25 protein-coding genes are annotated in these 24,774 nt (G+C 66.1%); 8 read left to right on the forward strand and 17 right to left on the reverse strand.

Going from position 1 to position 24,774, the window contains the following annotated elements; translation table 11 throughout:
• Positions 1–127 precede the first annotated feature (127 nt).
• Positions 128–1,222: an extracellular solute-binding protein gene (locus ACM9LZ_RS13515; protein WP_416620001.1), complete on the forward strand. Its 1,095-nt coding sequence runs from the start codon at positions 128–130 to the stop codon at positions 1,220–1,222.
• A 61-nt stretch (positions 1,223–1,283) separates the two neighbouring features.
• Here the strand turns inward: ACM9LZ_RS13515 and ACM9LZ_RS13520 are convergent, their stop codons facing one another.
• From ACM9LZ_RS13520 to ACM9LZ_RS13555, 8 genes are all read right to left on the reverse strand, one after another.
• Positions 1,284–2,411: an aldose epimerase family protein gene (locus ACM9LZ_RS13520; protein WP_416620002.1), complete on the reverse strand. Its 1,128-nt coding sequence runs from the start codon at positions 2,409–2,411 to the stop codon at positions 1,284–1,286.
• 102 nt (positions 2,412–2,513) lie between these two features.
• Entirely contained in the window at positions 2,514–4,055 is a 1,542-nt protein-coding gene (locus ACM9LZ_RS13525) for a CYTH and CHAD domain-containing protein (RefSeq protein ID WP_416620003.1), read from the reverse strand.
• 76 nt (positions 4,056–4,131) lie between these two features.
• Entirely contained in the window at positions 4,132–4,950 is an 819-nt protein-coding gene (locus ACM9LZ_RS13530) for an inositol monophosphatase family protein (protein WP_416620004.1), read from the reverse strand.
• The gene (hflX, locus tag ACM9LZ_RS13535) at positions 4,947–6,266 is read right to left on the reverse strand and encodes a GTPase HflX (RefSeq protein ID WP_416620005.1); all 1,320 of its coding nucleotides are present in this window, start codon (positions 6,264–6,266) and stop codon (positions 4,947–4,949) included. Before hflX ends, ACM9LZ_RS13530 begins: the two co-directional genes overlap by 4 nt.
• A gap of 1 nt (position 6,267) precedes the next feature.
• Positions 6,268–6,519, reverse strand: a complete 252-nt coding sequence (hfq, locus tag ACM9LZ_RS13540) for an RNA chaperone Hfq (RefSeq protein ID WP_416620006.1) — start codon at positions 6,517–6,519, stop codon at positions 6,268–6,270.
• An 87-nt stretch (positions 6,520–6,606) separates the two neighbouring features.
• Positions 6,607–7,338, reverse strand: coding sequence for an HAD family hydrolase (locus tag ACM9LZ_RS13545; RefSeq protein ID WP_416620007.1), 732 nt, complete (start codon positions 7,336–7,338; stop codon positions 6,607–6,609).
• Complete coding sequence (locus tag ACM9LZ_RS13550; RefSeq protein WP_416620008.1) at positions 7,335–8,204, reverse strand: D-amino-acid transaminase; 870 nt, start codon at positions 8,202–8,204, stop codon at positions 7,335–7,337. Before ACM9LZ_RS13550 ends, ACM9LZ_RS13545 begins: the two co-directional genes overlap by 4 nt.
• Positions 8,205–8,250: 46 nt before the next feature.
• On the reverse strand, positions 8,251–9,165 hold the full coding sequence (locus tag ACM9LZ_RS13555; protein ID WP_416620009.1) for a cell envelope integrity EipB family protein: 915 nt from the start codon (positions 9,163–9,165) through the stop codon (positions 8,251–8,253).
• Positions 9,166–9,351: 186 nt separating this feature from the next.
• On the opposite strand from ACM9LZ_RS13555, the gene ACM9LZ_RS13560 reads away from it, so the two are divergent.
• Complete coding sequence (locus tag ACM9LZ_RS13560; protein WP_416620010.1) at positions 9,352–10,122, forward strand: GGDEF domain-containing protein; 771 nt, start codon at positions 9,352–9,354, stop codon at positions 10,120–10,122.
• 25 nt (positions 10,123–10,147) lie between these two features.
• Here the strand turns inward: ACM9LZ_RS13560 and scpB are convergent, their stop codons facing one another.
• The 7 genes from scpB to dgt all read right to left on the reverse strand — a co-directional run bounded on the left by scpB (position 10,148) and on the right by dgt (position 17,686).
• Positions 10,148–10,732: an SMC-Scp complex subunit ScpB gene (gene scpB, locus ACM9LZ_RS13565; protein ID WP_416620011.1), complete on the reverse strand. Its 585-nt coding sequence runs from the start codon at positions 10,730–10,732 to the stop codon at positions 10,148–10,150.
• On the reverse strand, positions 10,729–11,514 hold the full coding sequence (locus ACM9LZ_RS13570; protein WP_416620012.1) for a segregation and condensation protein A: 786 nt from the start codon (positions 11,512–11,514) through the stop codon (positions 10,729–10,731). Before ACM9LZ_RS13570 ends, scpB begins: the two co-directional genes overlap by 4 nt.
• Entirely contained in the window at positions 11,511–12,197 is a 687-nt protein-coding gene (locus tag ACM9LZ_RS13575) for a site-2 protease family protein (RefSeq protein WP_416620013.1), read from the reverse strand. The genes ACM9LZ_RS13570 and ACM9LZ_RS13575 overlap by 4 nt, the downstream gene beginning before the upstream one ends.
• Positions 12,198–12,200: 3 nt before the next feature.
• Positions 12,201–13,229, reverse strand: a complete 1,029-nt coding sequence (gene nagZ, locus ACM9LZ_RS13580) for a beta-N-acetylhexosaminidase (protein WP_416620014.1) — start codon at positions 13,227–13,229, stop codon at positions 12,201–12,203.
• Entirely contained in the window at positions 13,219–14,451 is a 1,233-nt protein-coding gene (locus ACM9LZ_RS13585) for an SPOR domain-containing protein (RefSeq protein WP_416620015.1), read from the reverse strand. The genes nagZ and ACM9LZ_RS13585 overlap by 11 nt, the downstream gene beginning before the upstream one ends.
• A 12-nt stretch (positions 14,452–14,463) precedes the next feature.
• Complete coding sequence (gene argS, locus ACM9LZ_RS13590) at positions 14,464–16,209, reverse strand: arginine--tRNA ligase (RefSeq protein WP_416620016.1); 1,746 nt, start codon at positions 16,207–16,209, stop codon at positions 14,464–14,466.
• A gap of 154 nt (positions 16,210–16,363) precedes the next feature.
• Positions 16,364–17,686, reverse strand: coding sequence for a dGTP triphosphohydrolase (gene dgt, locus ACM9LZ_RS13595; RefSeq protein WP_416620017.1), 1,323 nt, complete (start codon positions 17,684–17,686; stop codon positions 16,364–16,366).
• A gap of 105 nt (positions 17,687–17,791) precedes the next feature.
• Between dgt and erpA the strand changes: the two genes are divergently transcribed.
• From erpA to ACM9LZ_RS13620, 5 genes are all read left to right on the forward strand, one after another.
• Positions 17,792–18,172: an iron-sulfur cluster insertion protein ErpA gene (gene erpA / locus ACM9LZ_RS13600; RefSeq protein ID WP_416620018.1), complete on the forward strand. Its 381-nt coding sequence runs from the start codon at positions 17,792–17,794 to the stop codon at positions 18,170–18,172.
• 84 nt (positions 18,173–18,256) lie between these two features.
• Entirely contained in the window at positions 18,257–19,042 is a 786-nt protein-coding gene (locus ACM9LZ_RS13605) for an exodeoxyribonuclease III (protein ID WP_416620019.1), read from the forward strand.
• Between the two features lie 88 nt (positions 19,043–19,130).
• The gene (locus tag ACM9LZ_RS13610) at positions 19,131–19,433 is read left to right on the forward strand and encodes a hypothetical protein (RefSeq protein WP_416620020.1); all 303 of its coding nucleotides are present in this window, start codon (positions 19,131–19,133) and stop codon (positions 19,431–19,433) included.
• Between the two features lie 99 nt (positions 19,434–19,532).
• Positions 19,533–20,618 carry an isoaspartyl peptidase/L-asparaginase family protein gene (locus ACM9LZ_RS13615; RefSeq protein WP_416620021.1) on the forward strand — a complete coding sequence of 362 codons (1,086 nt, stop codon included), beginning with the start codon at positions 19,533–19,535 and terminating at the stop codon, positions 20,616–20,618.
• Between the two features lie 131 nt (positions 20,619–20,749).
• Complete coding sequence (locus tag ACM9LZ_RS13620) at positions 20,750–21,922, forward strand: PQQ-dependent sugar dehydrogenase (RefSeq protein WP_416620022.1); 1,173 nt, start codon at positions 20,750–20,752, stop codon at positions 21,920–21,922.
• Positions 21,923–21,952: 30 nt separating this feature from the next.
• Here the strand turns inward: ACM9LZ_RS13620 and ACM9LZ_RS13625 are convergent, their stop codons facing one another.
• Together ACM9LZ_RS13625 and ACM9LZ_RS13630 are read right to left on the reverse strand one after the other, a co-directional pair.
• Positions 21,953–22,255 (reverse strand): hypothetical protein, encoded by a 303-nt coding sequence (locus tag ACM9LZ_RS13625; protein ID WP_416620023.1) that lies wholly within the window; start codon positions 22,253–22,255, stop codon positions 21,953–21,955.
• Positions 22,256–22,508: 253 nt separating this feature from the next.
• Entirely contained in the window at positions 22,509–23,900 is a 1,392-nt protein-coding gene (locus tag ACM9LZ_RS13630) for an amidase (RefSeq protein WP_416620024.1), read from the reverse strand.
• Between the two features lie 241 nt (positions 23,901–24,141).
• On the opposite strand from ACM9LZ_RS13630, the gene ACM9LZ_RS13635 reads away from it, so the two are divergent.
• A complete protein-coding gene (locus tag ACM9LZ_RS13635; protein ID WP_416620025.1) occupies positions 24,142–24,768 on the forward strand; it encodes an FMN-dependent NADH-azoreductase in 627 nt (208 codons plus the stop codon).
• Positions 24,769–24,774 lie beyond the last annotated feature (6 nt).

The raw sequence follows: 24,774 nt of genomic DNA on the forward strand, positions 1-24,774 counted from the left end.
TCATTGACAAGGCGGCAACCACTATGTGCAATGCGTGGCGTCCAGGGTGCCGCTGGCAGGCGGCATCTGTCATCCCGGTGCGGTCCCCGTGTGGTGCGGGGCGTCCGATCTGATTGGGGGGTCCTTGATGAAGATGAAGCAGGTGATTGGCGCCATCGGCATGGTTGCCGCCGTCGCCCTTGGCCATTCGGCCATGGCCCAGGAAAAGAAGGTCAACATCTACAACTGGGCCGACTATATCGGCGAGACGACGCTGGACGATTTCACGAAGGCGACCGGCATCCGCACGCAGTATGACGTCTTCACCGATCTGGAAACCCTGGAATCGAAGCTGCTGGTCGGCAATTCCGGCTATGACGTGGCCGTGCCGACCGCCGAGCCGACGATGCGCAAGCTGATCCAGGCCGGGGCCATCCAGAAGCTGAACAAGGCCCTGATTCCCAATCTGAAGCATGTCGATCCCGCCCTGATGAAGCTGGTCCAGTCGACGGACCCCGGCAATGAATATGGCGTCATCTATCAATGGGGCACCATCGGCATCGGCTACAATGTCGAGAAGGTGAAGGAGCTGCTGCCCGACGCCCCGACCGATAGCTGGCAACTGGTCTTCAATCCGGAGAACGCCAAGAAGCTGGCCGCCTGCGGTATCGTCTTCCTGGACAGCCAGACCGATGTCATGCCGTCGGTGTTCCAGGCGATCGGCCTTGACCCCAATACCGAAAGCTCGGAAGACACCAAGAAGGCGGAAGAGGCGATGCTGGCCATCCGCCCCTATATCAAGACCTTCGCGCCGTCCATCATCGACCCGCTGGCGACGGGCAATGCCTGCGTGGCCGTGGGCTATTCGGGTGACGTGTTCCAGGCCGCGGCCCGTGCGGCCGAGGCCGAGGCGAAGTTCACCATCGAATATTCCATCCCCAAGGAAGGGGCGCAGGTCTGGTTCGACGTGGCCACCATCCCGGCCGGCGCCAATGTCGAAACCGCCAGCGCCTTCATCAACTATGTGCTGGAACCGAAGGTCATGGCCGGTATCAGCGACTATGTCGCCTATGCCAACGCCGTCCCGGCCTCCTGGCCGCTGATGGACCCGGAAGTGGCCAAGAACCCGGCCATCTTCCCCCCGGCCGACGTGATGGCCAAGATGTTCACCGTGACCCAGATCAGCCAGAAGGCCGAGCGCGAGCGTACCCGGTCCTGGACGCGGATCAAGACGCGCCGCTGAGCGGCCGCGTCGGGTTGACTTGAGGGGCAGCCGCCGGCGGAACCATCCGCCGGCGGCTTTTTCATATCGTCATGAAACGATATTCGCTGCGCGAGCGGAAGACATGGCCCGGCCGCAGAAGAGTGGACGGAAATTCAGGCCGGTTGGGACTGTCCTGGAAATGCTGGGGTTCCAGGCACACACCACAATGCGGCCGGTAGACCACGCCGCCACGCCCCACCATATCCAGACTGTTGGCCGTGAAAAGCTGAACCCCGGGCTCGGTCGTCCATAATTCCATGGCCCGGCCGCTATCCGGATGTTCCAGGCGCGCGGCGCGGCGCATAGATCGCCCGGCCATCCCTCTGATCTCGAAACAATGATCATAGCCGCCGCCGATGCGCATCTGCTCCTCTGTCGCGGCGATATCACGGCCCAGGGGCTTGGGCTGCCGGAAATCCAGCGCGGTGCCGGCCACAGACCTATATTCACCCGTCACCAGTTTGTCCGGCCCGAACGGGGTGAACCGGTCCGCCTCCACCATCAGCAGATGATCATGGATGAGTGCGCCCGGCACGCCCGACAGGTTGAAATAGCTGTGATGGGTTGGGTTCAGCACGGTGGGCCGGGTCGTGCGCGCCTGAAAATCCAGGCAAAGGCGATTGTCGTCGGTCAGGCTATAAGTCACATCGATGGTCAATTCCCCAGGGAAACCCTGATCACCATCGGCACTCACCAGGGTCAGGCGCAAGGCTGCCCCCGTGGCCGCGGCGCGTGCCTGCCAGTTACGCCTGGCAAATCCGATCGGGCCACCATGGGAGGAATGGCGGCTGTTCCCGGTTTCCAGCCGCACCTCCCGTCCATCCAGCATGAAACGGCCGTTGGCGATCCGGCCGGCATAGCGACCGACCGTCGTGCCGAAATTGCGCGAGCGGGTACGATAGGCCTCCAGATCGTCCAGCCCCAGCACCATCTCCGCCAGCCGCCCGTTGCGGTCGGGCATGGTGAGGCTGGTCACCGCCGCGCCATAGGTCATCACCCGCGCCACGGCACCACCGGCATTGGCCAGGGTGTAAAGGGTCACCCCCTCTCCATCCGGCAACTGGCCGAACGGTGAGGCCGTCACCGTTCCCCGCCGGGTCATGCCAGGGGCACAACCGGCGAGCGGCAGGCTGGACAGGCCTAGCAGCATTTGACGGCGCGACAGCATCCTGCGGCACTCCCCCATCGGTAACCGGTGTCAATTTGACACTCACCGGCCCGTTCAGGCAAGGGAGACGGGGAAAGCCCCCTTATCAAAACCGCAGACCCGTCAGGCGGCGGACAGACCGGTGCCAGCGTTGATGAAGGTTGTCCACAGCGGCGGCAAGGGTTTCAATGCGCTGGCAGCGCGCTTGCGCAGTGCCAGCGCCGGTCCCTCCTGGCCGATTTCGTCCAGCATTTCCGCCGCTTTCATATCATCGGCCACCTGCTTCAACGGATCACGCAGCGCCTCCACCGCGCGCAGCAACGGCGCCACCCGCTCCGGCGGCCAGACGGCGCGGCAGAAATCCAGCGCGTAGCGCAGCTTGCGCAAGCGCTTGTGCGCCTTTACCGCCGTATCAACATCGTCGGGAAGCCCGGCCGAGCGCACCTTATCCAGCCGCACTCGCAGCATATCGCCGGCAATTTCGGCCAGCGTCGTGCCGAAGGGACAGCCATGCGGTTGGGCCGCCCAGTCACCGCCTTCCAGCCAGGCCGCGAAATCAAGCTGCCAGCCCGTCCAGTTCGGCGCCTCCAGCAGGTTCAGCGCCTTGTCCAGCGCCTTGGCCCGTGCCGTCGAGACGGCACCCACGGCACCGCGCCGGGTTTCCGGCGGCAATTCTGTCAGGGCGACCGCCACCTTCTGCCAGTCCCGCGCCCGTTCCAGCCGACGGCCAAGACGGCGCAGCCTGTCACGCAGTTCATCACCCTGGTCGGTATGGATCAGGTCGGCGAACAGGCCATAGCCCGTGTTCAACCGGCGCACGGCCGATGCCATCTCCCGCAAGGCAGCAGCATCGCCCATGCCGTCGCTGAAGGCGGGCTGGTTATCCAGCAGGTGGGCCAAGCCGTTGCGGCCGATATGGCGGAAAGCCTCCGTCACGGTCGTGATGGGAGAGATGCCCAGCGGGCGCACGGGATGGGCCCGCGGCTGCGCCCCCGTCAGCAAGGCCAGACCCTGATCGGCCTTGCTGCGCGTGGACAGGCGCAACGGGATGCGACCATGGATTTCCGCGGCCAGGCGGAACAGGTCCGCCACCTGTCCCTGGATCAGTTCCAGTTCCACCTCGCTGATGGTCAGGCGGGCCGATGGGGTGCCGTCAGGCGCCATGACCTGTGCCTGACCCAGGTCCAGTGCCAGTTCGACCCGCCCCTCCGCCCCGACGCGCAGCAGCAGGGCCGTGCGCTGCACATCGGTGGCGAACAGCGGCACCAGTTGGTCCGGCAGGTCGGCCGGCAGCAGTTCGGCCAGATCGCCCCGGCGCAACAGGTCGGCATCCAGCCCGTCACCCTCCACCTGCCACAGCCATTCCCGGCGCACGGCGATGCCGGCACCATCGGCCCCCTCTCCGCTGGCCAGGGTCTTGATGGATTGCTCCCGCTTCATGCCCTGCCGGCGCAGGCGCAGGGCAAGACCGCGCCGGGCCAGCACCAGCCCCGGCGTGTCGTAATAGGTCGTGTGCTGGCGCACGGGATCAGCCTGGCTGACCAGCCTGTCGCGCACGAAGGCCAGCGCGGCGATGCGCGGCAGATCGGCCGGGTCGGCCAGAAGCTTGATCTCCACCTCACGCGCGGGGCGGGGGGATCGGGGGGCCTTGGGCTTTGCGTTCACGCGGCGTGGATTCCGTCGCTGTCTCGATCACGTCTCCGCCACTGACATACCGCAGTGCGGCAAGCGACGGAAGCGTTCACCCCGCCCCGGCAGGCGGAAAAATCAACGCATGCAGATCCGTCCAGGTTTGCGGGTCGGGTGCCAGCAGGATGCCACCCGTCACATCAGCCGGCCCATAGGGGCTGCCATCCCAGCGGGCAACATGGCCGCCCGCCTCCGCGAAGGCCAGGGCACCGGCAGCGTGATCCCAGGGCATGGTGCGGTTGTAAAGGGCGAACTGCCCCTGCCCCGTGACCAGATTGAGATATTCATGACCGGCGCAGAACAGCCGGTAGGTGCCGGCGAACAGGGGGCGAAGGGCTTCGATCCGGGCACGTTCCCCCGGATCGAAGAATTTGGTGGACAGTGAACCGCGCAGGTCCGGCAGCGGCGCCCCCGGCAGGGCGCGCAGCCGCTTGCCCGCCATCCAGGCACCTTCACCCGCCTGTGCGATGGCCATGCGCTTACCCATCGGATCATAGATCCAGCCGGCCAATGTCCGCCCCCCCACCGCCAGGGCCAGCAGAACGGCGAAAACCGGCCTGCCATGGGCGAAATTATAGGTGCCGTCCACGGGATCGATGATCCAGACGGGGTCGGAACCCATGGAAAGGCGGGACAGGATGGCGGGGTCGGCGGCGGCCGCCTCCTCCCCCACCACCAGTGATCCGGGCAGAAGATCGGTCAGGCGGGCGGTCAGCAGCCGCTCGGCCGCCTCGTCCGCCACGGTGACAAGGTCACCCGGCCCCTTCTCGCGGATATCGCCCGCCGCCAGGGTCCGAAACCGCGGCACGATCTCTGCCGCCGCCACCTCCCGCAGGATGGCGGCCACCTTGTCCGGATCGGGCAGGATCATGATGCCAGCGCCTGTTCCTTCGCCCGATAGGGGAAGCGGCCCAGGAATCGGGCCAGATCGGCCGGGTCCAGACCCACGCGCAGATGCGCGCTGGTCTCATCATCTTCCCGGTGCAGCACCTCCCCCTTCCCATAGAGCCAGGCGATTGCGGCACCGTCGGCAACGTCGATATCGATCTCCACCACTTCCCGCCCGGCCACCATGCGGCGGTCGATGGCGTCGAACAGCGTATCGATGCCGGCCCCGGTCAATGCGGAGATGGCGATGCCGCCCGTCCGCCGGGCCTGGCGCAGCAGGGTCTGCCGATCTTCTTCCGGCAGGCGGTCCAGCTTGTTCAGCACCTCCATGACGCGGCCATCGGTCTGGGCGTCGATGCCCAGATCCTTCAGCACCCCCTCCACATCGGCCCGCTGGGCCTCCGTATCGGGATGGGACACGTCGCGGACATGCAGGATGATGTCGGCGGCCATGACCTCTTCCAAGGTGGCGCGGAACGCCTCCACGAGCCCGTGCGGCAGGTCGGAAATGAAGCCCACCGTGTCGGACAGGATGATCTTGCGGTTGGACGGCAGCATGATCGACCGCATGGTGGGGTCCAGCGTGGCGAACAGCAGGTCCTTGGCAAAGACATCCGCACCGGCCATGCGGTTGAAAAGCGTGGACTTGCCCGCATTGGTATAGCCGACAAGCGCCACCACGGGATAAGGCACCTTTTCCCGCGCCTTGCGGTGCAGGCCACGGGTGCGGCGCACCTCCTCCAGTTCGCCTTTCAGCTTGACGATCCGGTCGCTGATCAGGCGGCGATCCATTTCGATCTGGCTTTCGCCGGGACCACCCAGAAAGCCGAAACCGCCACGCTGGCGTTCAAGGTGTGTCCATGACCGGACCAGCCGGGACCGCTGATAGGTCAGCGCCGCCAGTTCCACCTGAAGCTGGCCTTCGCGCGTGCGGGCACGCTTGCCGAAAATCTCCAGAATCAGGCCGGTCCGGTCGATGACCTTCGTCTTCCAATCGCGCTCCAGGTTGCGCTGCTGGATGGGGGAAAGCGGATGGTCGACGATGACCAGACCGATGTCCCCCTCCTCGATCAGGGCAGCCACCTCCTCCACCGCGCCGCCCCCCAGAAGGGTGGCCGGACGCGGGCGGGTCACGCGGATGGTGCGGGCGGCGACGACGTCAAGCTCGATGGCGGCGGCAAGCCCCACCGCCTCATCCAGGCGAGCCTCCGGCTCGCGCGCGTCGTTCCGGTCCTCGGGCAGGACCGGATGCAGGACGAAGGCGCGGGTGGGTGTCCCGCGCCGTTCGCTATCACTCAACTCAGTCGTGGTCAGCCTCCTTGGCCGGCGGGTCGAACAACTGGATCGGATGCGCCGGCATCACGGTGGAAATGGCATGCTTGTAGACAAGCTGCGAATGGGCGTCCCGACGCAGCAGGACGGAGAAATTGTCGAACCAGGTGATGATGCCCTGCAGCTTCACGCCGTTGACCAGGAACACGGTCACCGGTGTCTTGCTCTTTCGGACATGGTTCAAGAACACGTCCTGAACGTTCTGGGATTTTTCTGACATTGGAGCAGCCTCGCTTTTGCTCGGGTTATTGGGGCATCCCATCCGACGGGGGCCCAAGTTTGCACAGGATATCCGACATCCGGCCGTTCAGCCAGACACGCGAATATCCTGCGATATGGTAGCAGCAATCCGCTTTACCAAGGATGAAATCGCTGCACATCCGTTCAGACTTATGGCGGGGGGAAAACGCCCCAAACCATCATCGACATGCGGTGTATCGCCCACCAGAACGGGCGTCAGGCCGGTGCGGTGCGCGATCTCCATGTCGACATCCGCGTCGCCCACGAACCAGACATGCGTGCCTGGCGTGATTCCGCTGGGTGCCAGGGCCAGGGCGACCGGTGCCGGGTCCGGCTTGTCGGCCGCTGCATCATTGGCGCCGACCAGCGCATCGAAAAGCGGCGCCCAGCCCAGGGCCAGTGCCTCCGCCCGCAGGAAGCGGCCCGTCTTGTTGGAGACGACAGCCAGGCGGATGCCCCGCGCATGCAGATCACGCAGCATGTCCTCCGCACCCGGCATCACGTCCAGATAGTCCATATGGTGCGCTTCGAAATGCGCATAGAAGATGTCACGGGCCTTTGGCCATTCGGGACCGAAAATCTCCGGGAAACTGTCCCGCAGCGACCGGCGGACCCGGCCATAGCTTTCCTCCAGCGTCCATTCGGGCAGGGAAAAGGCCTTCAGCGCGGCGTTGATGGAAGCGTGGATGCAGCGCCAGTTGGTAACCAGCGTATTGTCCCAGTCGAACAGGATGGCCTGCGGCAGCCGGTCGAACGGCGGTACCGACACCGCCAGGATGGGATCGTCCGCGGCCATCATGCCACCACCAGCGGGTCGGCGACCCCGAGATGATCCATATAGGCACGGCGCAGGCGGCGGCCCAGCGGCCCCGGCCGGCCATCGCCGATCATCTGCCCGTCGATGCGTGTCACGGGCAGGGCAAAGGTCGTGGCGCTGGAGATGAAGGCCTCCCGCGCTGCCAGCGCCTCCGCCACGGTGAAGGGCCGCTCCTGGAAGCCGATCCCCTGTTCGCGAGCGACCTCCAGGATCGAAAGGCGCGTGATGCCGTTCAGGATGGCATTGGACGGCTGGCGTGTCACCAGCACACCGTCGGCCGTGACGATCCAGGCATTCGACGAACAGCCCTCCGTCACCTGCCCCTCGTCATCGACCATCCAGCCCTCGAACGCCCCGGCTTCGTGTGCCTTCTGCTTTCCCATTACCTGCGGCAGCAGGGACACCGACTTTATGTCGCGCCGCTGCCAGCGGATGTCCGGCATGGTCACCACGGCGATCCCCTTGTCCAGCAGGGCCGGCGGCTGAAAGGCGGTGCGGCGGCAGGTGATGACCAGGGTCGGAGCCGGGTTGACGGGAAAGCGGAAATCGCGCGGGGCGGCACCACGGGTGATCTGGATGTAAAGCTGCGCATTCACCGCTCGGTTCCGGCGGACCATCTCGGTGATGATCATGCGCAGGGTACGCGGCTTCACGGGCCAGGGAATGGACAGTTCCTTCAGCGATCGCGCCAGCCGTGTCAGATGGCCCTGTTCATCCGCCAGCCGCCCGGCAACGATGGTCACCACCTCGTAAACACCGTCGGCGAACTGGAATCCACGATCCTCGATATGGACCGACGCCTGTCCATGCGGGACATAGCGGCCATTGACATAGGCAATGCGGGGCATGAAGGGACCTTTGAAACGGCGTCGGATCAAGCGGCGGTGGGGCCGGTCAGCAGGGCGGCTTCATGGCCTTTTCCAGCGTCTCCAACTCCATGGAGACGCGGAAATCGCCGTAATCGACCAGCATGGAACGCACCACGCCGTTTTCCTGCAAGACCATGCTGGTCTCATAATCCGGCAACGCCTCGCCCGGATTGACGGGGAAGAAGGCCAGGGACACCTGCCACGCCCTGGCAGCCAGCAGGTCCGCGTCCTTCACCTTCGTCGCGGCGGGGCTGCGCAGCTTGCCGACGATGGTGTTGACGGGGCTGGCCCCTTCGGCTTCGGCCCCATCGAACACAGGGACGGAAAAAAGATTGTCCGCCGTGCCCGCTTGGCGCAGGACACGCAGGGTGTGGGCCGTGGGGAACATGGTGCCCGGCTTCAGATCGATGGATTGCGCTTCCGGCTTGTCATAGGTGACGGTGCCGCCACCGGTCTGGTCAAGCGTTGCTCCACCGCTCAACTCCTCATCCACCTCCCCGTTCACCAGCTTGCGGACATTGAAACGGTAGGCCGAACCATCCTTCGCCTCCCAGGTCGCATAGTTGGTGACCAGGTTCACATCCTCTCCCTCCAGATAGGAGAAGCGGACCTGGAAGCGCTGGTCGATGGTCCAGCCGTCGCAGGCATCGTTCCAGGAAAAGCTCATCTGGCCTTCGACATCGGAAATGCCGCTTTGCAGGCGTGCATGATCCAGCCGCAGCTTGTAGGTGGCCCGATGCGGGGCGACATCCACCGTTGTCCGCGCCTGGACCGGCAGCATCGATACTGAAGCCAGCAGGGCGGCACAAAACAGTGCGGCGGCGCGGCTGGCGATGGAGCGGGAACGGGACCGCGGAACGAACAGGGGAAAATTCACGGCGGGGCGGGCCTGGATCGTGACGGACGCCTTATCTTGCGCCTGCGCAGGGCCGGGACGCAACGCCCTTTCGCTTCCCCTTTGGTCTAGCGGCAGCTTCTGCCCGCAGGACCCGGCAAAACCTGCCTTCCTCCCCAAGCAGGCTGGACGACAATTTCCTTTAATACATTGAATTATAACAAATATATTGCTGGCACAGCCATTGCTTCGGTTGGGTCGATCCGACATCCCATGCGGAAGGACCCGACCATGAGCGCGTTCGACACCATTCAGGCCACTGCAATGTCCCGCAATGCGGGACAGGACCGGTCGCGCTGGGCGGCGCTCCCCCCCGGCATGGGCGGCCTCACGCGGGAGAACAGCCTGCATGGCATGGCCCGTGACATGATGGGCGGCATGGGACCCGGTGTTGACCTGGGTCCCGTGGCCATGTCGGCCGACGCCTATGTCTTCCTTCTGCAGGATACGATCATGCGTCTGCGGGAAGCGGAGGCGCGGATCGCCCGGCAGCAGGAGCGGATCGACCATCTGGAAACCCTCTCTGTCACGGATGAGTTGACGGGCCTGCTGAACCGCCGGGGCTTCATGGATGCCTTCCGGCGTGAATTGGCCGCCGGTCGCCGCAGCGGCGTGGGTGGCGTGCTGGTCATGATCGACCTCGACGGTTTCAAATCCATCAATGACAGCCACGGACACCAGTGCGGTGACTGGTATCTGCGCCAGGTGGGGCAGGTCTTGAAGGATATGGTGCGCGCGCACGACATCGTCGCCCGGCTGGGTGGCGATGAATTCGCCGTATTGCTGACGGGCACGGATAGAGCACAGGGCTTCGCCCGTGCCGAGACACTGGCCGCCGAATTCAACGCCCAGTCCTGCCAGTGGCAAATGACGAGCCTGCCCCTGCGCGGCAGCTTCGGCGCCGAAGCCTTCGCCGCCACCGACCAGGAGGAAGAGGTGATGCGGCGCGCCGACATGGGCATGTACCGTGCGAAGCGGGCGGGCAAGGCGGCCCGGCGGTAAGCCCGCCGCCCGGATCACGCGGCGGCTATTGCCCCTCCGGGTCCGCCAGTCCGGGCAGCACGGGCATGGATGCACCCTTGTCCAGCAGGCCGGCCGCTCGCAAATCGTCCACCCCCGGCAGGTCACGCAGCGTTTCCAGTCCAAAATGATCAAGGAAGCGCGGGGTCGTCACCCAGGTCAAGGGCCGGCCCGGCGTTTCCCGCCGCCGCCCTGGCCGCACCCAGCCCGCTTCCATCAGAATGTCCAGCGTGCCCTTGTTGGTCGCCACGCCACGGATCGCCTCGATCTCCGCCCGTGTCACGGGCTGGTGATAGGCGATGATGGCCAGCGTCTCCACGGCGGCACGCGACAGCTTGGCCGAGACCTCCACCTCCGTCCGTAGCTGGTCGCCCAGGTCGGGTGCGGTCCGCAAGGCCCAGCGCCCGCCACTGGCGACCAGGTTCACGCCCCGGTGCCGGTAGAGATTTTCCAGTTGCAGAAGCAGAGGCCGCACGGGCGTGGGGCCGATGCGCGCCTGCAGCGCCTCCTCCGACACGGGCTCGGCAGAGGCGAACAGAATGGCTTCCAGCAGCCGGATCAACTGATTGTCGGCGCCGAACAGATCCGTCATTTTCCGTTCTCCCGGTCGCGCGCCCGCAACTGGATGGGCGCGAAGGCCATGTCCTGCCGCAGTTCCAGCCGGCCGGCCTTCGCCAGTTCCAGGGCCGCGACGAAGCTGCTGGCCAGCAGGGAGCGCGCCTTGACCCCATCCCCGCGCCAGCCGGCCGGCAAAAGGGTGGACAGAAACGACCAGTCGGGGATACGGCCCAGCATGGCTTCCAGCCGGGCCACCGCCTCCTCGATCGAATAAAGGTCCGTCACGGGAATGGTGAAGGGCGACTGGCGGGCCTGCCGGCCGCTGATATCGCCATAAGCCTTCAACAGGTCGTACAGCGACAAATCATGCCGATGGCGGGCGAAAATGGGCAGGTCCTCCGGTGCGCCGCGCCCGAAGCGGTCACGGCCCAGGCGGGGCTGGGCCAGGAGGCGCGCCGCAGCCCCCTGCATCGCTTCCAGCCGCTGCAATCGCAGGGTCAGGGCCGCGGCCAGCATCTCCGCCGATGGTTCTTCCGGCTGCGGGTCGGGCAGTAGCAGGCGCGACTTCAGATAGGCCAGCCAGGCCGCCATCACCAGATAATCAGCCGCCAGTTCCAGGCGCATCCGCCGGGCTTCCGCCACGAAGGCCAGAAACTGTTCGGCAAGCTGCTGAATGGAAACGCGGGTCAGATCGACCTTTTGTTCCCGCGCCAGGGTCAAAAGCAGATCGATGGGCCCTTCGAACCCGTCGATATCCAGCAGCAGCGCGTCCCCGGCGGGCGGGGACGGCGCGGCGGCGTCGAACGCATCGCTCACGTCAGTCCGGCCAGCATCAGGACGAAATGGACCGTCTTCTCCATGGCCGGCCCCAGCACCATGAACAGCGGATTGAAATTGTATCCGGCATGGCTGGCGGCAAACGGGATCAGGAACACGACCAGCATCAGGATGCCGATGCCATAGCGTTCCAGCCGCGCCAGCGCGATGGCCGGCCGCATGGGCAGCAGCCCCACGGCAACACGGCCGCCATCCAGCGGCGGCAGCGGGATCAGGTTGAACAGCGCCAGCAGGATGTTGAACTGAATGGAGACGACAAGGTTGTTGGCCAGCCAGTCAGACATGAAGTCCGGCGTCATCGGCACCAGATGCAGCAGCAGCGCCGATATGAAGGCCAGCACGAAATTGACGGCCGGACCGGCCAGCGCCACCCACATCATGTCCCGCTTGGGATTGGCCAGGTTACGGGCATCCACCGGCACCGGCTTCGCCCAGCCGAACATGAAGCCGGTGAAGATGAACATCGTCATGGGCAGCAGAACGGTGCCCACGGGATCGACATGGCGCAGGGGGTTCAGGCTGAGCCGGCCCAGCATCTGCGCCGTGCGGTCGCCCAGCTTCAGGGCGGCCCAGCCGTGCGCCACCTCATGCAGGGTGATGGCGAACAGGGCGGGCAGCGCCATGATCGACAGCTTGAACAGGATTTCCTGGAAATCCGGCATTCCTTACCCTTCCCCGGCGCGCCCCGTGGACAGAAGCCCGTCCAGCTCCACCCGCAGCGCACCCATGTCCACCCTATCCGCCGGCACCGCCATCGCACCGGCCGCTACGGTCCAGCGGCGCTGGGCGGCCCCGTCCATCGGACGGGCATTATCCACCACGTCGCGCATTTCCGCCATCTGGCCGTTGCAATGCAACGCAATGTCGCAACCGGCGGCCAGCACGGCGGCGGCCCGCTGGCCGACCGTGCCGGACAGGGCCTGCATCGACAGGTCATCGCTGAACAACAGCCCGTCGAAACCGATATGGTCCCGGATGATCGACGTAATCACGTGCGGCGACACGCTGGCCGGCAGGTCGGGGTCGATGTCGCTGAAAACGACATGGGCCACCATGCCAGCCGGCAAGGCGGACAGGGCCTTGAAGGGCGCGAAATCCCAGACGTCCAATGTCGGCCGCGGGGTCGCAACGACGGGCAGTTCCTTATGGCTGTCGGCGAAGGCCCGGCCGTGACCGGGCAGATGCTTGACAACGGGCAGCACCCCACCGGCCATCAGGCCGGCCGCCTGTGCCCCGGCCATATCCGCCACGCGGGACGGTTCCATGGCGAAGGCGCGGTCACCGATCACATCATGGGCGCCCGGCACGGGCACGTCGGCCACGGGCGCGCAATCCACATCGATGCCAAGATCGGCCAGCATGGCCGCCAGCAGCCGGCCATGCAGCCAGGCGGCCCGGATGGCGGCCGCAGCATCGGGAATGTTCCCCACCGCGCGGGCAGCGGGCAGTTCCGGCCAGTGCGGCCCCCGCAGACGGGCCACACGCCCGCCTTCCTGGTCGATCAGGACAGGTGCCTTCCGGCCAACGCAGTCACGCAGATCGGCGACCAGCCCCCGCACCTGATCCGGATCGTCGATATTGCGGCGAAACAGGATGAAACCCAACGGGTTGGCATCGCGGAAAAAATCCCGCTCCGCCGCCGTCAGGGCCGTCCCCTCGCACCCCAGAACCAGGGCGGCGATATCAGCGCACAAGACTGCACCCGGCGCCCTGTGCCGACAGGGCAGCACAAATCTGCCGGGCCTGCGCCTCTTCCATCGGACCGGCCTGAATGCGGAAGAAGGTGCCGCGGGGCAGTTCCACGCGCGTCGTGCGCATGGGCAGGCTGCCCAGTTCAGCCGGGAACTTCTTCTGAAGACGCTGCCATTCGGCCGTTGCCTTGGCCTCGCTATCCACGGCGGCGACCTGCACACGCACGCTGCCCGTGGCGGCCGGCCGCGGTGCCGGTGCCGGTGCAGCGGCGGCAGGCGGCGGGGCCACGGGCCGCGGCGCGGGGGCCGTGGCCTGCGGTGTCAGGGGAACCGGCGCACCTGACGCCTGCTGCTGGGCCGGTTGCGGCGCCGGAGCGGGGGGGCGCTGTGCCGGCTGCTGCTGCGGTGCCGTCTGGGGCGGGGCATAGGTCGGGGCCGGCTGTGGCACCGGGGCGGGCGTCGGCTCAGGTTCCGACGGCGGTGCGTTGGCCACCTGGCTTTCCCCCTCCTCCGCCATGGGCATGGCCTGTTCAGGCGGATAGGCTTCCTGCGCGCGCGGACGCTCCATCGGTGCTTCCGGCGGCGGCAACAACCGTTCCACCTCCCCCGGCGCGCGGTTGCCCGACGGGTTCAGCCGGTCATAGATCAGCTTGTCCTGATGGGGCACCTGCATGCCGCCGGGCTGGTCGGGGCGGATCTTGGTCGGGTTCTCGTCAGCGCGCAGGATGGGCGCCACGCTTTCCGTCCCGGCCCGCATGCCCTGATTATAGGCGTAGAAGATGATACCGCCGAACACGAGGATCGCCCCGGCGAACACGCCGATATTCACCAGATTGCGGCGGCGGGGCGGCTCGCCCTGGGAATGCTGGCCGTAATGCTGCTGTTCATAGTCCTGGTAATAGGCATCCTGCGCCTGCTGGGCCGATGGACCCTGGGCATAGCCGCCATAGGCCTGCTGCTGCGGATCGGCGCCGTAGGGATCGGGCGGCGGCGGCGGTGCGGACTGGCGGTAACCGGGCGCAGCCGGATCGGCATAGGCATCAGGCTCGGCCTGGGGCTGGCCAGGCTGCGGCTGCGCATAGGCATCATCGTCGGGCGGCGGCTGATGGTAGCCGGCGCGCGGACTGAAAGAAGGATCGGCGCGGAACTCCCCCCGCTGACCAGGCCGTTGGGCCGGCCGGGGCTGCTGCTGTCCGTTCTCTTCCTCATCATCGTAATAGGTCATCGGCGGATCGCCTCAACGCATTTCGGTGACGGGCTCGACGCCCAGGATATCCAGGCCGCAGGCGATGACCTGGGCCACGGCGGTAACCAGCGCCAGACGGGCGCGGGTCAGGTCTGCATCGCTTTCGATCAGAAAGCGCATCGTGGCCTGATCCTTGCCCTTGTTCCACAAACCATGGAAGGCGGACGCCAGATCATAGAGATAAAAGGCCACACGATGGGGTTCATGCGCATCGGCCGCCGATTCCACCAGCCGCGGGAAGGCAAGCATCAGCTTCACGATCGCAACCTCCTCCTCCGCGGTCAGGCGTGACAGATCGGCGCCGGCCAGCGCGGCGGGAGACAGGTCCGCCCCCGTCTCCCCCGCGTAGCGCAGCACCGAATGGCAGCGCGCATGCGCGTATTGCACATAGAAGACGGGGTTTTCCTTCGATTGTTCGGTAACCTTGGTCACGTCGAAATCGAGCGTCTGGTCGTTGCGGCGGGTCAGCATGATGAAGCGGACAACCCCTGCCCCCACCTCATCCACGATATCGCGCAATGTGACGAACCGGCCGGCGCGCTTCGACATCTTCACGGGCTGCCCGTCATCCATCAGATTGACAAGCTGGCTGATCTTGACATCCAGTGCGCCCTTGCCCCCGGTGATGGCCTTCACGGCGGCCTGCATGCGCTTTACATAACCGCCATGGTCGGCACCCAGAATATCGATCAGGTCGCCGCCGCCGCGACGGAACTTGTCGAAATGATAGGCGATGTCGTTGGCGAAGTAAGTATAGGACCCGTCCGACTTCCTCAGCGGGCGATCCACATCGTCTCCAAACCGGGTGGCGCGGAACAGCGTCTGGGGGCGCGGCTCCCAATCGTCGGGCTTCTTGCCCTTGGGCGGTTCCAGCACGCCCGTATAGATCAGCCCCTGCGCCTCCAGCGTCTTCAAGGCCAGATCGACGGCACCGGCATCGACCAGCGCACGCTCCGACGAGAAGACATCGTGCTTCACGCCCATCTGCGCCAGGTCTTCCTTGATGCGGACCATCATGCTGGCGACGGCAAATTCCCGGAAAACAGGCAGCCACTCTGCCTCTTCGGCATTCAGGTACCTGTCACCGTGCAGTTCCTTCAGCGCCTGCCCCACCGGAACCAGATAGTCGCCGGGATAAAGGCCGGCGGGAATTTCGATCGTCTCGCCGAACGCCTCGCGATAGCGCAGATGCGCCGACCGTGCCAGCACATCGACCTGCGCGCCCGCGTCGTTGATGTAATATTCCTGCGTGACCTTGTATCCGACCTTGGCCAGCAGGCGGGCCAGCGCATCGCCGACCACGGCACCGCGGGTGTGGCCGACATGCATGGGACCCGTGGGATTGGCCGAAACATATTCCACATTCACGGGCCGGCCGGCGCCCTTGTCGGAACTGCCGAACGCCGCGCCCCGGGTCAGGATGGCCTTCATGCGGACCAGCCACCAGCCGGCGTCGATACGCAGATTGACGAAACCGGGGCCCGCGATGTCCGCCTGCACCACGGCCGGCGCATCCTTCAGCCGGGCCACCAGCGCCTCTGCGATGACACGCGGCGGCTTGCCCGCCGGCTTGGCCAGGATCATGGCCGCATTGGTGGAAACGTCGCCATGGCTGGCATCACGCGGAGGCTCGACCGTGATTCGAGAGAAATCCAGCCCGGACGGCAGATCGCCGGCTGTGACCATCTGGTCCAGCGCGGCGTGGATCGTCCCTTCGAAGTCCTTGAAAACGTTCATTCTTCCAAACTTTTCGGTCGCATCCGGACAAACGCGGCGGGCATCTTGGCGCCGCCCACCCCCCGGAGCGGAGCGGGCACCCTACACCGAACCCATTTGCCGCACAGCATGCAGAAATGAAGGGCGGGAATGTGGCGAAAGCCGCCTTTTGCTCTTATCCGGTGATCAACTGCGCCTGGCGCATGGCGAACCGGTCGGTCATGCCGGCGATATAGTCCAGCAGCGACCGGGTCCAGCCTGCCCGGTCATAGGGCATCTGCCGGATGCCGGGGACTGTCTCCAGCAACGACGCATAGCGCCGCGGCAGATCGGCGTCCGGCCCCGCCTTTTCGCGCGCCAGCAGCGCCTCGCCATAGGCATCCAGCAGGGCCGTCACCGTGCGGGCCGCGACGATGTCGGTCTCGCACCGCTGCTGGCCGCGATAGATCTGGGTATAGGAGACTTCGGAAATATCCTTCAGCGCGTCGGTCCGCTCGATCATGTTCAGCAGCGGGCCGACGGCCCGTCCTTCCATGATATCCGGCAGCTTGTCCAGGAAGGCGGCGGCGGCATCATTGACCAGACGGTCGATGGCACGGGCGCGCAGATAGATCAGGCGGCGGTCCTCGTCCTCGATCCCCTCATATTCCGCGCGGTCCCAATCGATCAGCGGTTCCAGCAGTTCTTCTGCCTGATCGAAGGACAGCATGCGCATCTTCACCGCGTCCTCGATATCCACCACCGAATAGCAGGCATCGTCCGCCGCCTCCACCAGATAGGCCAGCGGGTGCCGGCACCAGGCGTCCCGGCCGATGGGAACCAGTCCCAATTCGTCCGCCACTTCCGCCATCAATTCGGTCTCGCTGCCCAGGAAGCCGTATTTGCGCTTGTGCGGCCGCGCCTCGCCCGCGAAGGCGGGGGCCGACCATGGATATTTGCTGTAGGCGCCCAGGGTGGCCGCGGTGAGCTGCAGCCCGCCCTGCGCGCGCCAGCCCTGCAGGCGGGTCAGGACGCGGAATCCCTGGGCATTGCCTTCGAAATTTGACAATTCGCTGGCCTGCTGCGCATCCACGCCCGACAGGATCTCCCGGCCCAGCACCGTGCCCTCGAACCAGTCGGAGATGATATCCTCCCCCGTATGGGCAAAGCAGGGGGTGCCAAGGTCATGGGCCAGGGCCGCTGCAGCCACGACATTACCGATATCGGCCGGCGTGGCGGGGACCGCATCCTGACCGAAGCGCTTGATGATCTCTGCCCCCGCCCAGCTTCCAAGCGAGCGGCCGACGCGCGCCGCCTCCATCGAATGGGTCAGGCGGGAACGCACGTAATCGGACCCGCCGATGCCATGCACCTGCTGCTTGTCCGACAGGCGCCGGAAGCTGGTGGAAAAGGTGATCCGGTCGATATCGATCTCATAGGCGCTGCGATAGGGCAGTTCCGGGTTGATGCCGGGCTTTGCCAGGCGCTGCCGGGACAACAGGGATTGCCAATGCATCATCGCCACGTCTCCATCGCTGGGCACGCCTGCTTTGACGTCGGCCCGCTCGCCGCTTACATAGGGTGTAAGCGTTTGTCTAGCCGTTAACAGACAGGAACCTGCCCCATGTCCACCGCGACAGCCATTCCCGATGGCGCCACCCCCCCGCCGGCCGATGGCCGCGCCATGACCCTGACAGACAGCGCGGCCCGCCGGATCGTGAAGCTGGCCACACTGGAAGGCAATCCCGACCAGATGCTGCGCCTGTCCGTCTCGGGCGGCGGCTGCTCGGGCTTCCAGTACGGTTTCGATTTCGATGTCACGGTGAACGAGGACGACCATGTCTTCACCCATGCCGGCGCCCGGCTGGTGGTGGATGATGTGTCGCTGGACCTGCTGGCCGGGGCCGAACTGGACTATGTCGAGGATCTGATGGGCAGCTATTTCAAGGTCGGCAATCCCAATGCCGCATCGTCCTGCGGCTGCGGCACCTCCTTTTCCGTCTGATCCCAGCGGCTGAACCAAAGGTCAGAATATCTGACCTTTGGTGTAATCCCGTCCGAACGCCCGAGCAGAAGGCCAGCCCCCCCCGTGAAAATCGCCACCTGGAACGTAAACTCCGCCAAGGCCCGCCTGCCTAACATCACGGAATGGCTGACCGCCGCCGCGCCCGACGTCGTGCTGTTTCAGGAGATCAAGTGCGAAACGGCGGCCTTTCCCGCCGCCGCCTTCGTGGAACTGGGGTACGAGGTTCATGCCGTGGGACAGAAGGCCTATAACGGCGTGGCGATCCTGTCACGGCAACCCGTGACCGACCTCCTCACCCGCCTGCCGGGGGATGAGGAGGAAGATCCGCAGGCCCGCTATGTGGAAGGCACGATCGGCGGTGTGCGCATCGCCAGCCTCTATCTGCCCAACGGCAATCCGCCGGGCGACGGCGACAGCGACAAGTACCGGTACAAGCTGCGCTGGATGGAAAGGCTGCGCCTGCATGCAAAGGGCCTTCTGGAAGCCGGCGCGCCCGTCGTGCTGGGTGGCGACTACAACGTCATCCCCGCGCCGGAAGATGTGTACGACCCCGTCGGCTGGCGCAACGATGCCCTGTTCCGGCAGGAAACGCGGCTGAAGTTCCAGGAGATCCTGGCACTGGGCTACACCGAGGCGTTCCGGTCGCTGCATCCGGGCCGGCATCCCGCTTACACGTTCTGGGATTACCAGGCCGGCGCCTGGCCGCGGAACAACGGGCTGCGCATCGACCATTTCCTGCTGTCGCCCCAGGCCGCCGACCGGCTGATGGGGTGTGAGATCGACAAGGCCCCCCGCGGCAAGGAGAAGGCGTCCGACCACACGCCCGTCATCCTGGAAATCAACGCCTGACCAGAACACCTCCTGCCCCGGCCCTGCCGGGGAACAATTCGTGGCATATGGTGTTTCATCAATACCCATGCACGAAAGGAGGGAAACCATGACCGACGAAAGCCGGGTGCGGGACCGCGCCTTCGAATTGTGGGAGATGAAGGGCCGCCAGCCAGGCGTGCTGAACGAATGCCTGGAACAGGCGCGCGAGGAGTGCGCCCTGGAGGCATTGCGTGACGCAAAGGCCGAGGACGCGGCCACGGCACCGCCCGGCCTCAAGACCAAACCCGGCCGCCTTTTTCAAGGACGCGAGGAAACGCAGCCGCCGATCGACCGACGGGGCCGCGACATCACGACCGATGAGGAACAGCCCCTGATAAGGACTGAAACCCAGGGCGTGCCGCAGGATTGATGTCCTCCTTCTCCCCTGGCACGACCGGATCGGGATTGCTATCAGTTCCGGTATGGGCCGGTATCCATGCCGGTGCCGTGCAAGGGGAGAAGGCAAGGCATGAAACGTCCCGTCCGCTGGCCCGTTCATCTCGCCGTCCTGCTGCTGGGGTTGAGCCTGACAGGCTGTACCCAGGCGAAACAGGGGACGGCCGGACCTGACCGCCCCGCCTGGGCGCTGGCCATCCATGGCGGCGCCGGCGTAATGGATCGGGAAACCATGGGACCGGAGACGGAGGCGGCCTACCGCGCCGCACTGCACGCCGCCTTGGAAAGGGGCAGCGCGGTGCTGGACCGGGGCGGCGGTGCGCTCGACGCGGTGGAAGCCGTGATACGCGGGCTGGAGGATGATCCGCTGTTCAACGCCGGCCGCGGCGCCGTCTTCACGGCCGATGGCCGGAACGAACTGGACGCCGCCATCATGGATGGTGCCACGCTGAAGGCCGGGGCCGTGGCGGGCATCACGGGTACGCGCAACCCCATCACCCTGGCCCGCGCCGTCATGGAAAAAAGTCCGCATGTCATGCTGATCGGCGCCGGCGCGGAACGGTTCGGCCGGCAGGCGGGCGTCGAACAGGCCGATCCGGCCTGGTTCTTCACCGAGCGCCGCTGGCAATCCTTGAAGAAGACGCTGGCCGACAGGGGCCTGCCGCTGCCATCCCGCCCGGCGGGCGTGGGACCGGAGCCGGCTTCGACCGCTGCCGCGCCGGCATTCGACGATCGAAAATTCGGAACGGTGGGCGTGGTGGTGCTGGACCGCGCTGGCCATGTCGCGGCCGGCACCTCCACGGGCGGCACCACGGCCAAGCTGTGGGGCCGCGTCGGTGATGTGCCGATCATCGGGGCCGGAACCTATGCCAACAACCTTTCCTGCGCGGTGTCGGCCACGGGCACGGGTGAATATTTCATCCGTCTGGGCGTGGCCCGCGCCATATGCGATCTGGTCGCCTTGAAGGGTCTGTCCCTGCAACAGGCCGCCGACGAAGTGGTCGGCACGCGCCTGACGGCGCTGGGCGGTGATGGCGGTGTCGTCGCCGTCACACCGGACGGTCAGGTCGCCTGGTCCTTCAACACCTCCGGCATGTATCGCGCCCGGCAGGTGGCGGGCGGCACCCCCATGGTCGGCATTTTCCAGGGCGAGCCCTGACCCGCCCGTGCCTGACGGCCCCTGATCCGGCCACCCCTGATCGGTCTCATATCCTTGAAAGGGATTGGCAACGGTTGCCATCGCCCCCATCTTGGGGGCGACCCCTGAAAGATTGCTGGAGAAGCCCGCCAATGTCCCTGCGCTCCGCCGCCCTGGCCGCCGCCCTGACCCTTCTGGCCAGCACGACCGCCATGGCCGCGCCGAAGGAATTCACCACCTATCCGGCCCCCAAGGCCCGGCACGACGTGAAGGTCACCGTGATCGCCGAAGGGCTGGATACGCCCTGGGCCATCGCCTTCATGCCCGATGGCCGCATGCTGGTGACCGAGCGGACGGGGCAGGTCCGCATCATCAAGGATGGCAGGCTGCTGCCGGACCCCATCGCCGGCCTGCCCCGCATCGAGGAACACCGACAGGGCGGCCTGCTGGATATCGCGCTGGACCCCGACTATGCGGAAAACCGGCACGTCTATCTGTCCTTCGTGGAGAAGGCGGAGGGCGGGGCCGATGCCAAGCCGCGCGACCAGCGCAAGGGTTATCGCACGATCATCGCCCGCTTCACCGATGACGGCACCGCCTTCAAGGACATGAAGGTGCTGTATCGGGGGGCGCTGGTGGATAGCGGCCTGCATTTCGGCAGCCGCTTCGTGTTCGACAAGGATGGCCACATCTATTTCAGCATCGGGGAACGCGGCCAGCAGGACCGGGCGCAGGACCTGATGGATGCGGCGGGCAAGGTCTTCCGCTTGAACCGTGACGGCACGGTGCCGGCCGGCAACCCTTTCGCGGGCCGGCCCGACGCGCTGCCGGAGGTGTTCAGTTATGGCAACCGCAATCCGCAGGGATTGGCCGTACAGCCCGGCACGGGCCTGATCTGGGAGAGCGAGCATGGGCCGCAGGGCGGGGACGAGATCAACATCATCCGTCCCGGCGTGAATTACGGCTGGCCCGTCATCACCTATGGCCGCACCTATGGTCTGGGGCTGAAGATCGGCGAAGGGACGGGAAAGACGGGGATGGCCCAGCCGGAACTGTATTTCACCCCGTCGCTGGCCCTGGCCGGCATGACCTTCTACGAAGGCGGCGCCCTGCCCTTCTGGCGCGGGGACCTGATCGTCGGGCTGCTGGCCGGCGGTATCGCGCGGCTGGATGTGGAGGGTGAGACGGTGGTGGCGGCCGAACGGCTGCTGGTCGATGAGCTGCCCCGCACCCGCGACGTGGCCACAGGCCCCGACGGCCGGCTTTATGCCCTGATCGAGGCGCCGGGACCGGAGGGCAAGCTGGTACGCATCGACCGGCGCTGACCGGTATCGGGACGGAAGCGGCGCACCGGTTCAGCGTCCCTTCCGCCTGCGCCGGCGCCACCAGGCGCGCAGCGCCGCCCATTTCCGCAGCCCCCACATCACAAAAGATGCGATCGGCTTTTGCAGGAACGGCACGTCTATGGCGATGATTAAAAGACCGATAGGCAGCAACTCCAGACCGATGACCGGCAAGAACCAGAAGAAGCTGGCCAGGATCAGCAGAAAGCCGATGAACAGACGGATGTAGCGAACCTTGGGATTGCGCAGCCATTCCAGGAAGCGCGCCGCCGGCGAGGGCAATTCCTCCTCCAGCCGATCGAACGCCTGGTTCAACTGCTCCTCACCATCTTTCGTGCGAGGCATCCACAACTCCACAAATCAACCAGGGAACCACCCGGGGCTGGGTGAGACACGATGCAGGCCGGGCAGATGGGTAACGCGGCAATGCCGCTGGACGTTCCGCCGGGCGGAACCGGCCCGCTCCCAAGGATGCGCCGACCGATCAGGAGGGGCCGTCAGCCGGGTCCCCTTGCGGCAGTCGCCGCCGGGCCAAGTCCCGATAAGGTGTATTCACCGGGAACTGGCATTACAGCCAGGGTGTGGGCCAGGGCCGGGCGGCGGGACGCACCGCCTCGTAGAAGCGGGAGAGGCGCAGCACCCCGACATCATCGAACCGCCGGCCGATGATCTGCAATCCGATGGGCAGCCCATCGGCAGTATAGCCGCAATTGATGGAGGCGGCCGGATGTTCCGACATGTTCCAGGCCACGGTGAAGGCGATATGCTCGAAAGGGCGTGCCGGGTCGTTGACCGGGCTGGCCCATTCTGCCGGAAAGGCCGGCACGGGAGATGTGGGCGACAGGATGAAATCCAGCCCGCCGAAGAGATCACGCGCCGCCAGCTTCATCCGCATCATCTGGTCCATGCCGTGATAGACGTCCAGCGGCCCGTAATCCCGCGCAGCACCCACCCATGCGCGGATATAGGGCAGGATCAGCGCCTGCCGTGCGGGCGGCAACGCCTCCATTTCCGCCAGGAAACGGGTGCGCCAGAACCGGTCCAGCCCGTCCAGCATGTCGCGCGTGATGACAGGCCCCACCTCCGTCACGATGGCGCCCTGGTCGGCCAGGGCGGAAGCCGCGGCGGTCACGGCCTCCATCACGGCCGGGTCGACCGCCAGACCGCAGCCGGCATCCCGCATCAGCCCGATGCGCAGGCCGCGCAGATCGATATCCAGATCATGCCAGGGAAGATCGGCCGGTGGCAGGGACATGTGGTCCCGCCCGTCCGGCTGTGACAGCACCGCCATCAGCAAGGCCGCGTCGGCCACGGTGCGCGTCATGGGGCCGGCCACCCGGCCATAATAGGGCGGATCGATGGGGATGCGGCCATTGCTGGGCTTCAGCCCGAATATGCCGCACCAGCCCGCCGGCAGCCGGATCGATCCACCGATATCGGTTCCGACATGCAGCGGCCCATAGCCGGCCGCCGCCGCGCTGCCCGCCCCCGCGCTGGACCCGCCCGGCGTGCGGGTGACATCCCAGGGGTTGCGCGACAGGCGGTGGAAACTGGACAGACCGGACGACAGCATGCCGTAATCGGGCACCGTGGTGCGGGCGAAGATGATGGCGCCCGCCTCCCGCAGCCGCGCGGTGGGCGGCGCGTCGGCCGGCTGCGGGGACATGTCCGCCGCGGCCGTGCCCATGGGCTTGGGAAGGCCGCGCGTCGCGATCAGTTCCTTCAGCGTCACGGGCACGCCGTCCAGGACGCCGCAGGGCCGGCCGGCCCGCCAGCGCGCCGCCGACGCCCCGGCTTCCGCCATCGCATCCTCAGATGTCGCGGCCCAGGTCGCGGCCAGCAGGGGTTCGGCCCGTTCCATCCGGTCCAGGACGCTGGCCATCACTTCCACCGGCGACAAGGCGCCGCGGCGATAGGCGTCCAGCAGCGACACGGCATCCAGATCACACGGCTCTGCCATCCTCTCCACCCCGCCTGTCATTCCTTTTAAGTTGCGGTAAGTTCAATTCACCGCAACTTGGTATATAAGGGCCATGATGCCGCCCGGCCGCCGGACATACAATGCCATTGGGCCATAGGAGCGCCCCGGCAGCATTGTCCCGTTTTCCTCAACAGTCTTTCGCTGACAATCCCTCTACCGGGACCATGGCTGCCGCGCCACCTTCCACCCCATGTGATCTTCCACTTTTGGGGTTGGAAAAATGACCACCATCCTGGTGATTGAAAGCTCAGCCAACGGTGACAGTTCCGTTTCGGGCCTGCTGGTGAAGGACGCGCTGCGGGATCTGCTGGCAGCCCATCCCGGCGCGCGCATCATCCATCGCGATCTGGGCGCATCCCCGGTCCCGCACGTCACCACGGCCAATCTGGCCGGTGTGCGCGGAGAACCCGTGACGGAAACGGAAAAGGCCACCCGCACATTGTCCGACACGCTGGTGGCCGAATTGAAGGCAGCCGACATCATCCTGATGGGCGTGCCCATGTATAATTTCAGCGTCCCCACGGTCCTGCGTTCCTGGTTCGACCATGTGCTGCGCGCCGGCCTGACCTTCAGCTATACCGAGGCGGGGCCGAAGGGTCTGCTGGACGGCAAGCGCGCCATCGTGATCGAGGCGCGCGGCGGCCTCTACAGCGAGGGCCCGGCCCAGGCCATCGATTTCCAGGAACCCTATCTGCGCCAGCTTTTCGGTTTCACCGGCATCACCGACGTGACCTTCGTGCATGCGGAGAAGATCGGCTTTGGTCCGGAAGCGCGCGCCGCCGCCATCGACGGGGCGCGGGCAAAGCTGGCCGGCATCATCGCCAGCCTGGACAGCAAGGCCGCATAGGCATGA

Source organism: Niveispirillum fermenti, assembly GCF_048066175.1.
In the GTDB taxonomy this organism is placed as follows: Bacteria; Pseudomonadota; Alphaproteobacteria; order Azospirillales; family Azospirillaceae; genus Niveispirillum; species Niveispirillum fermenti.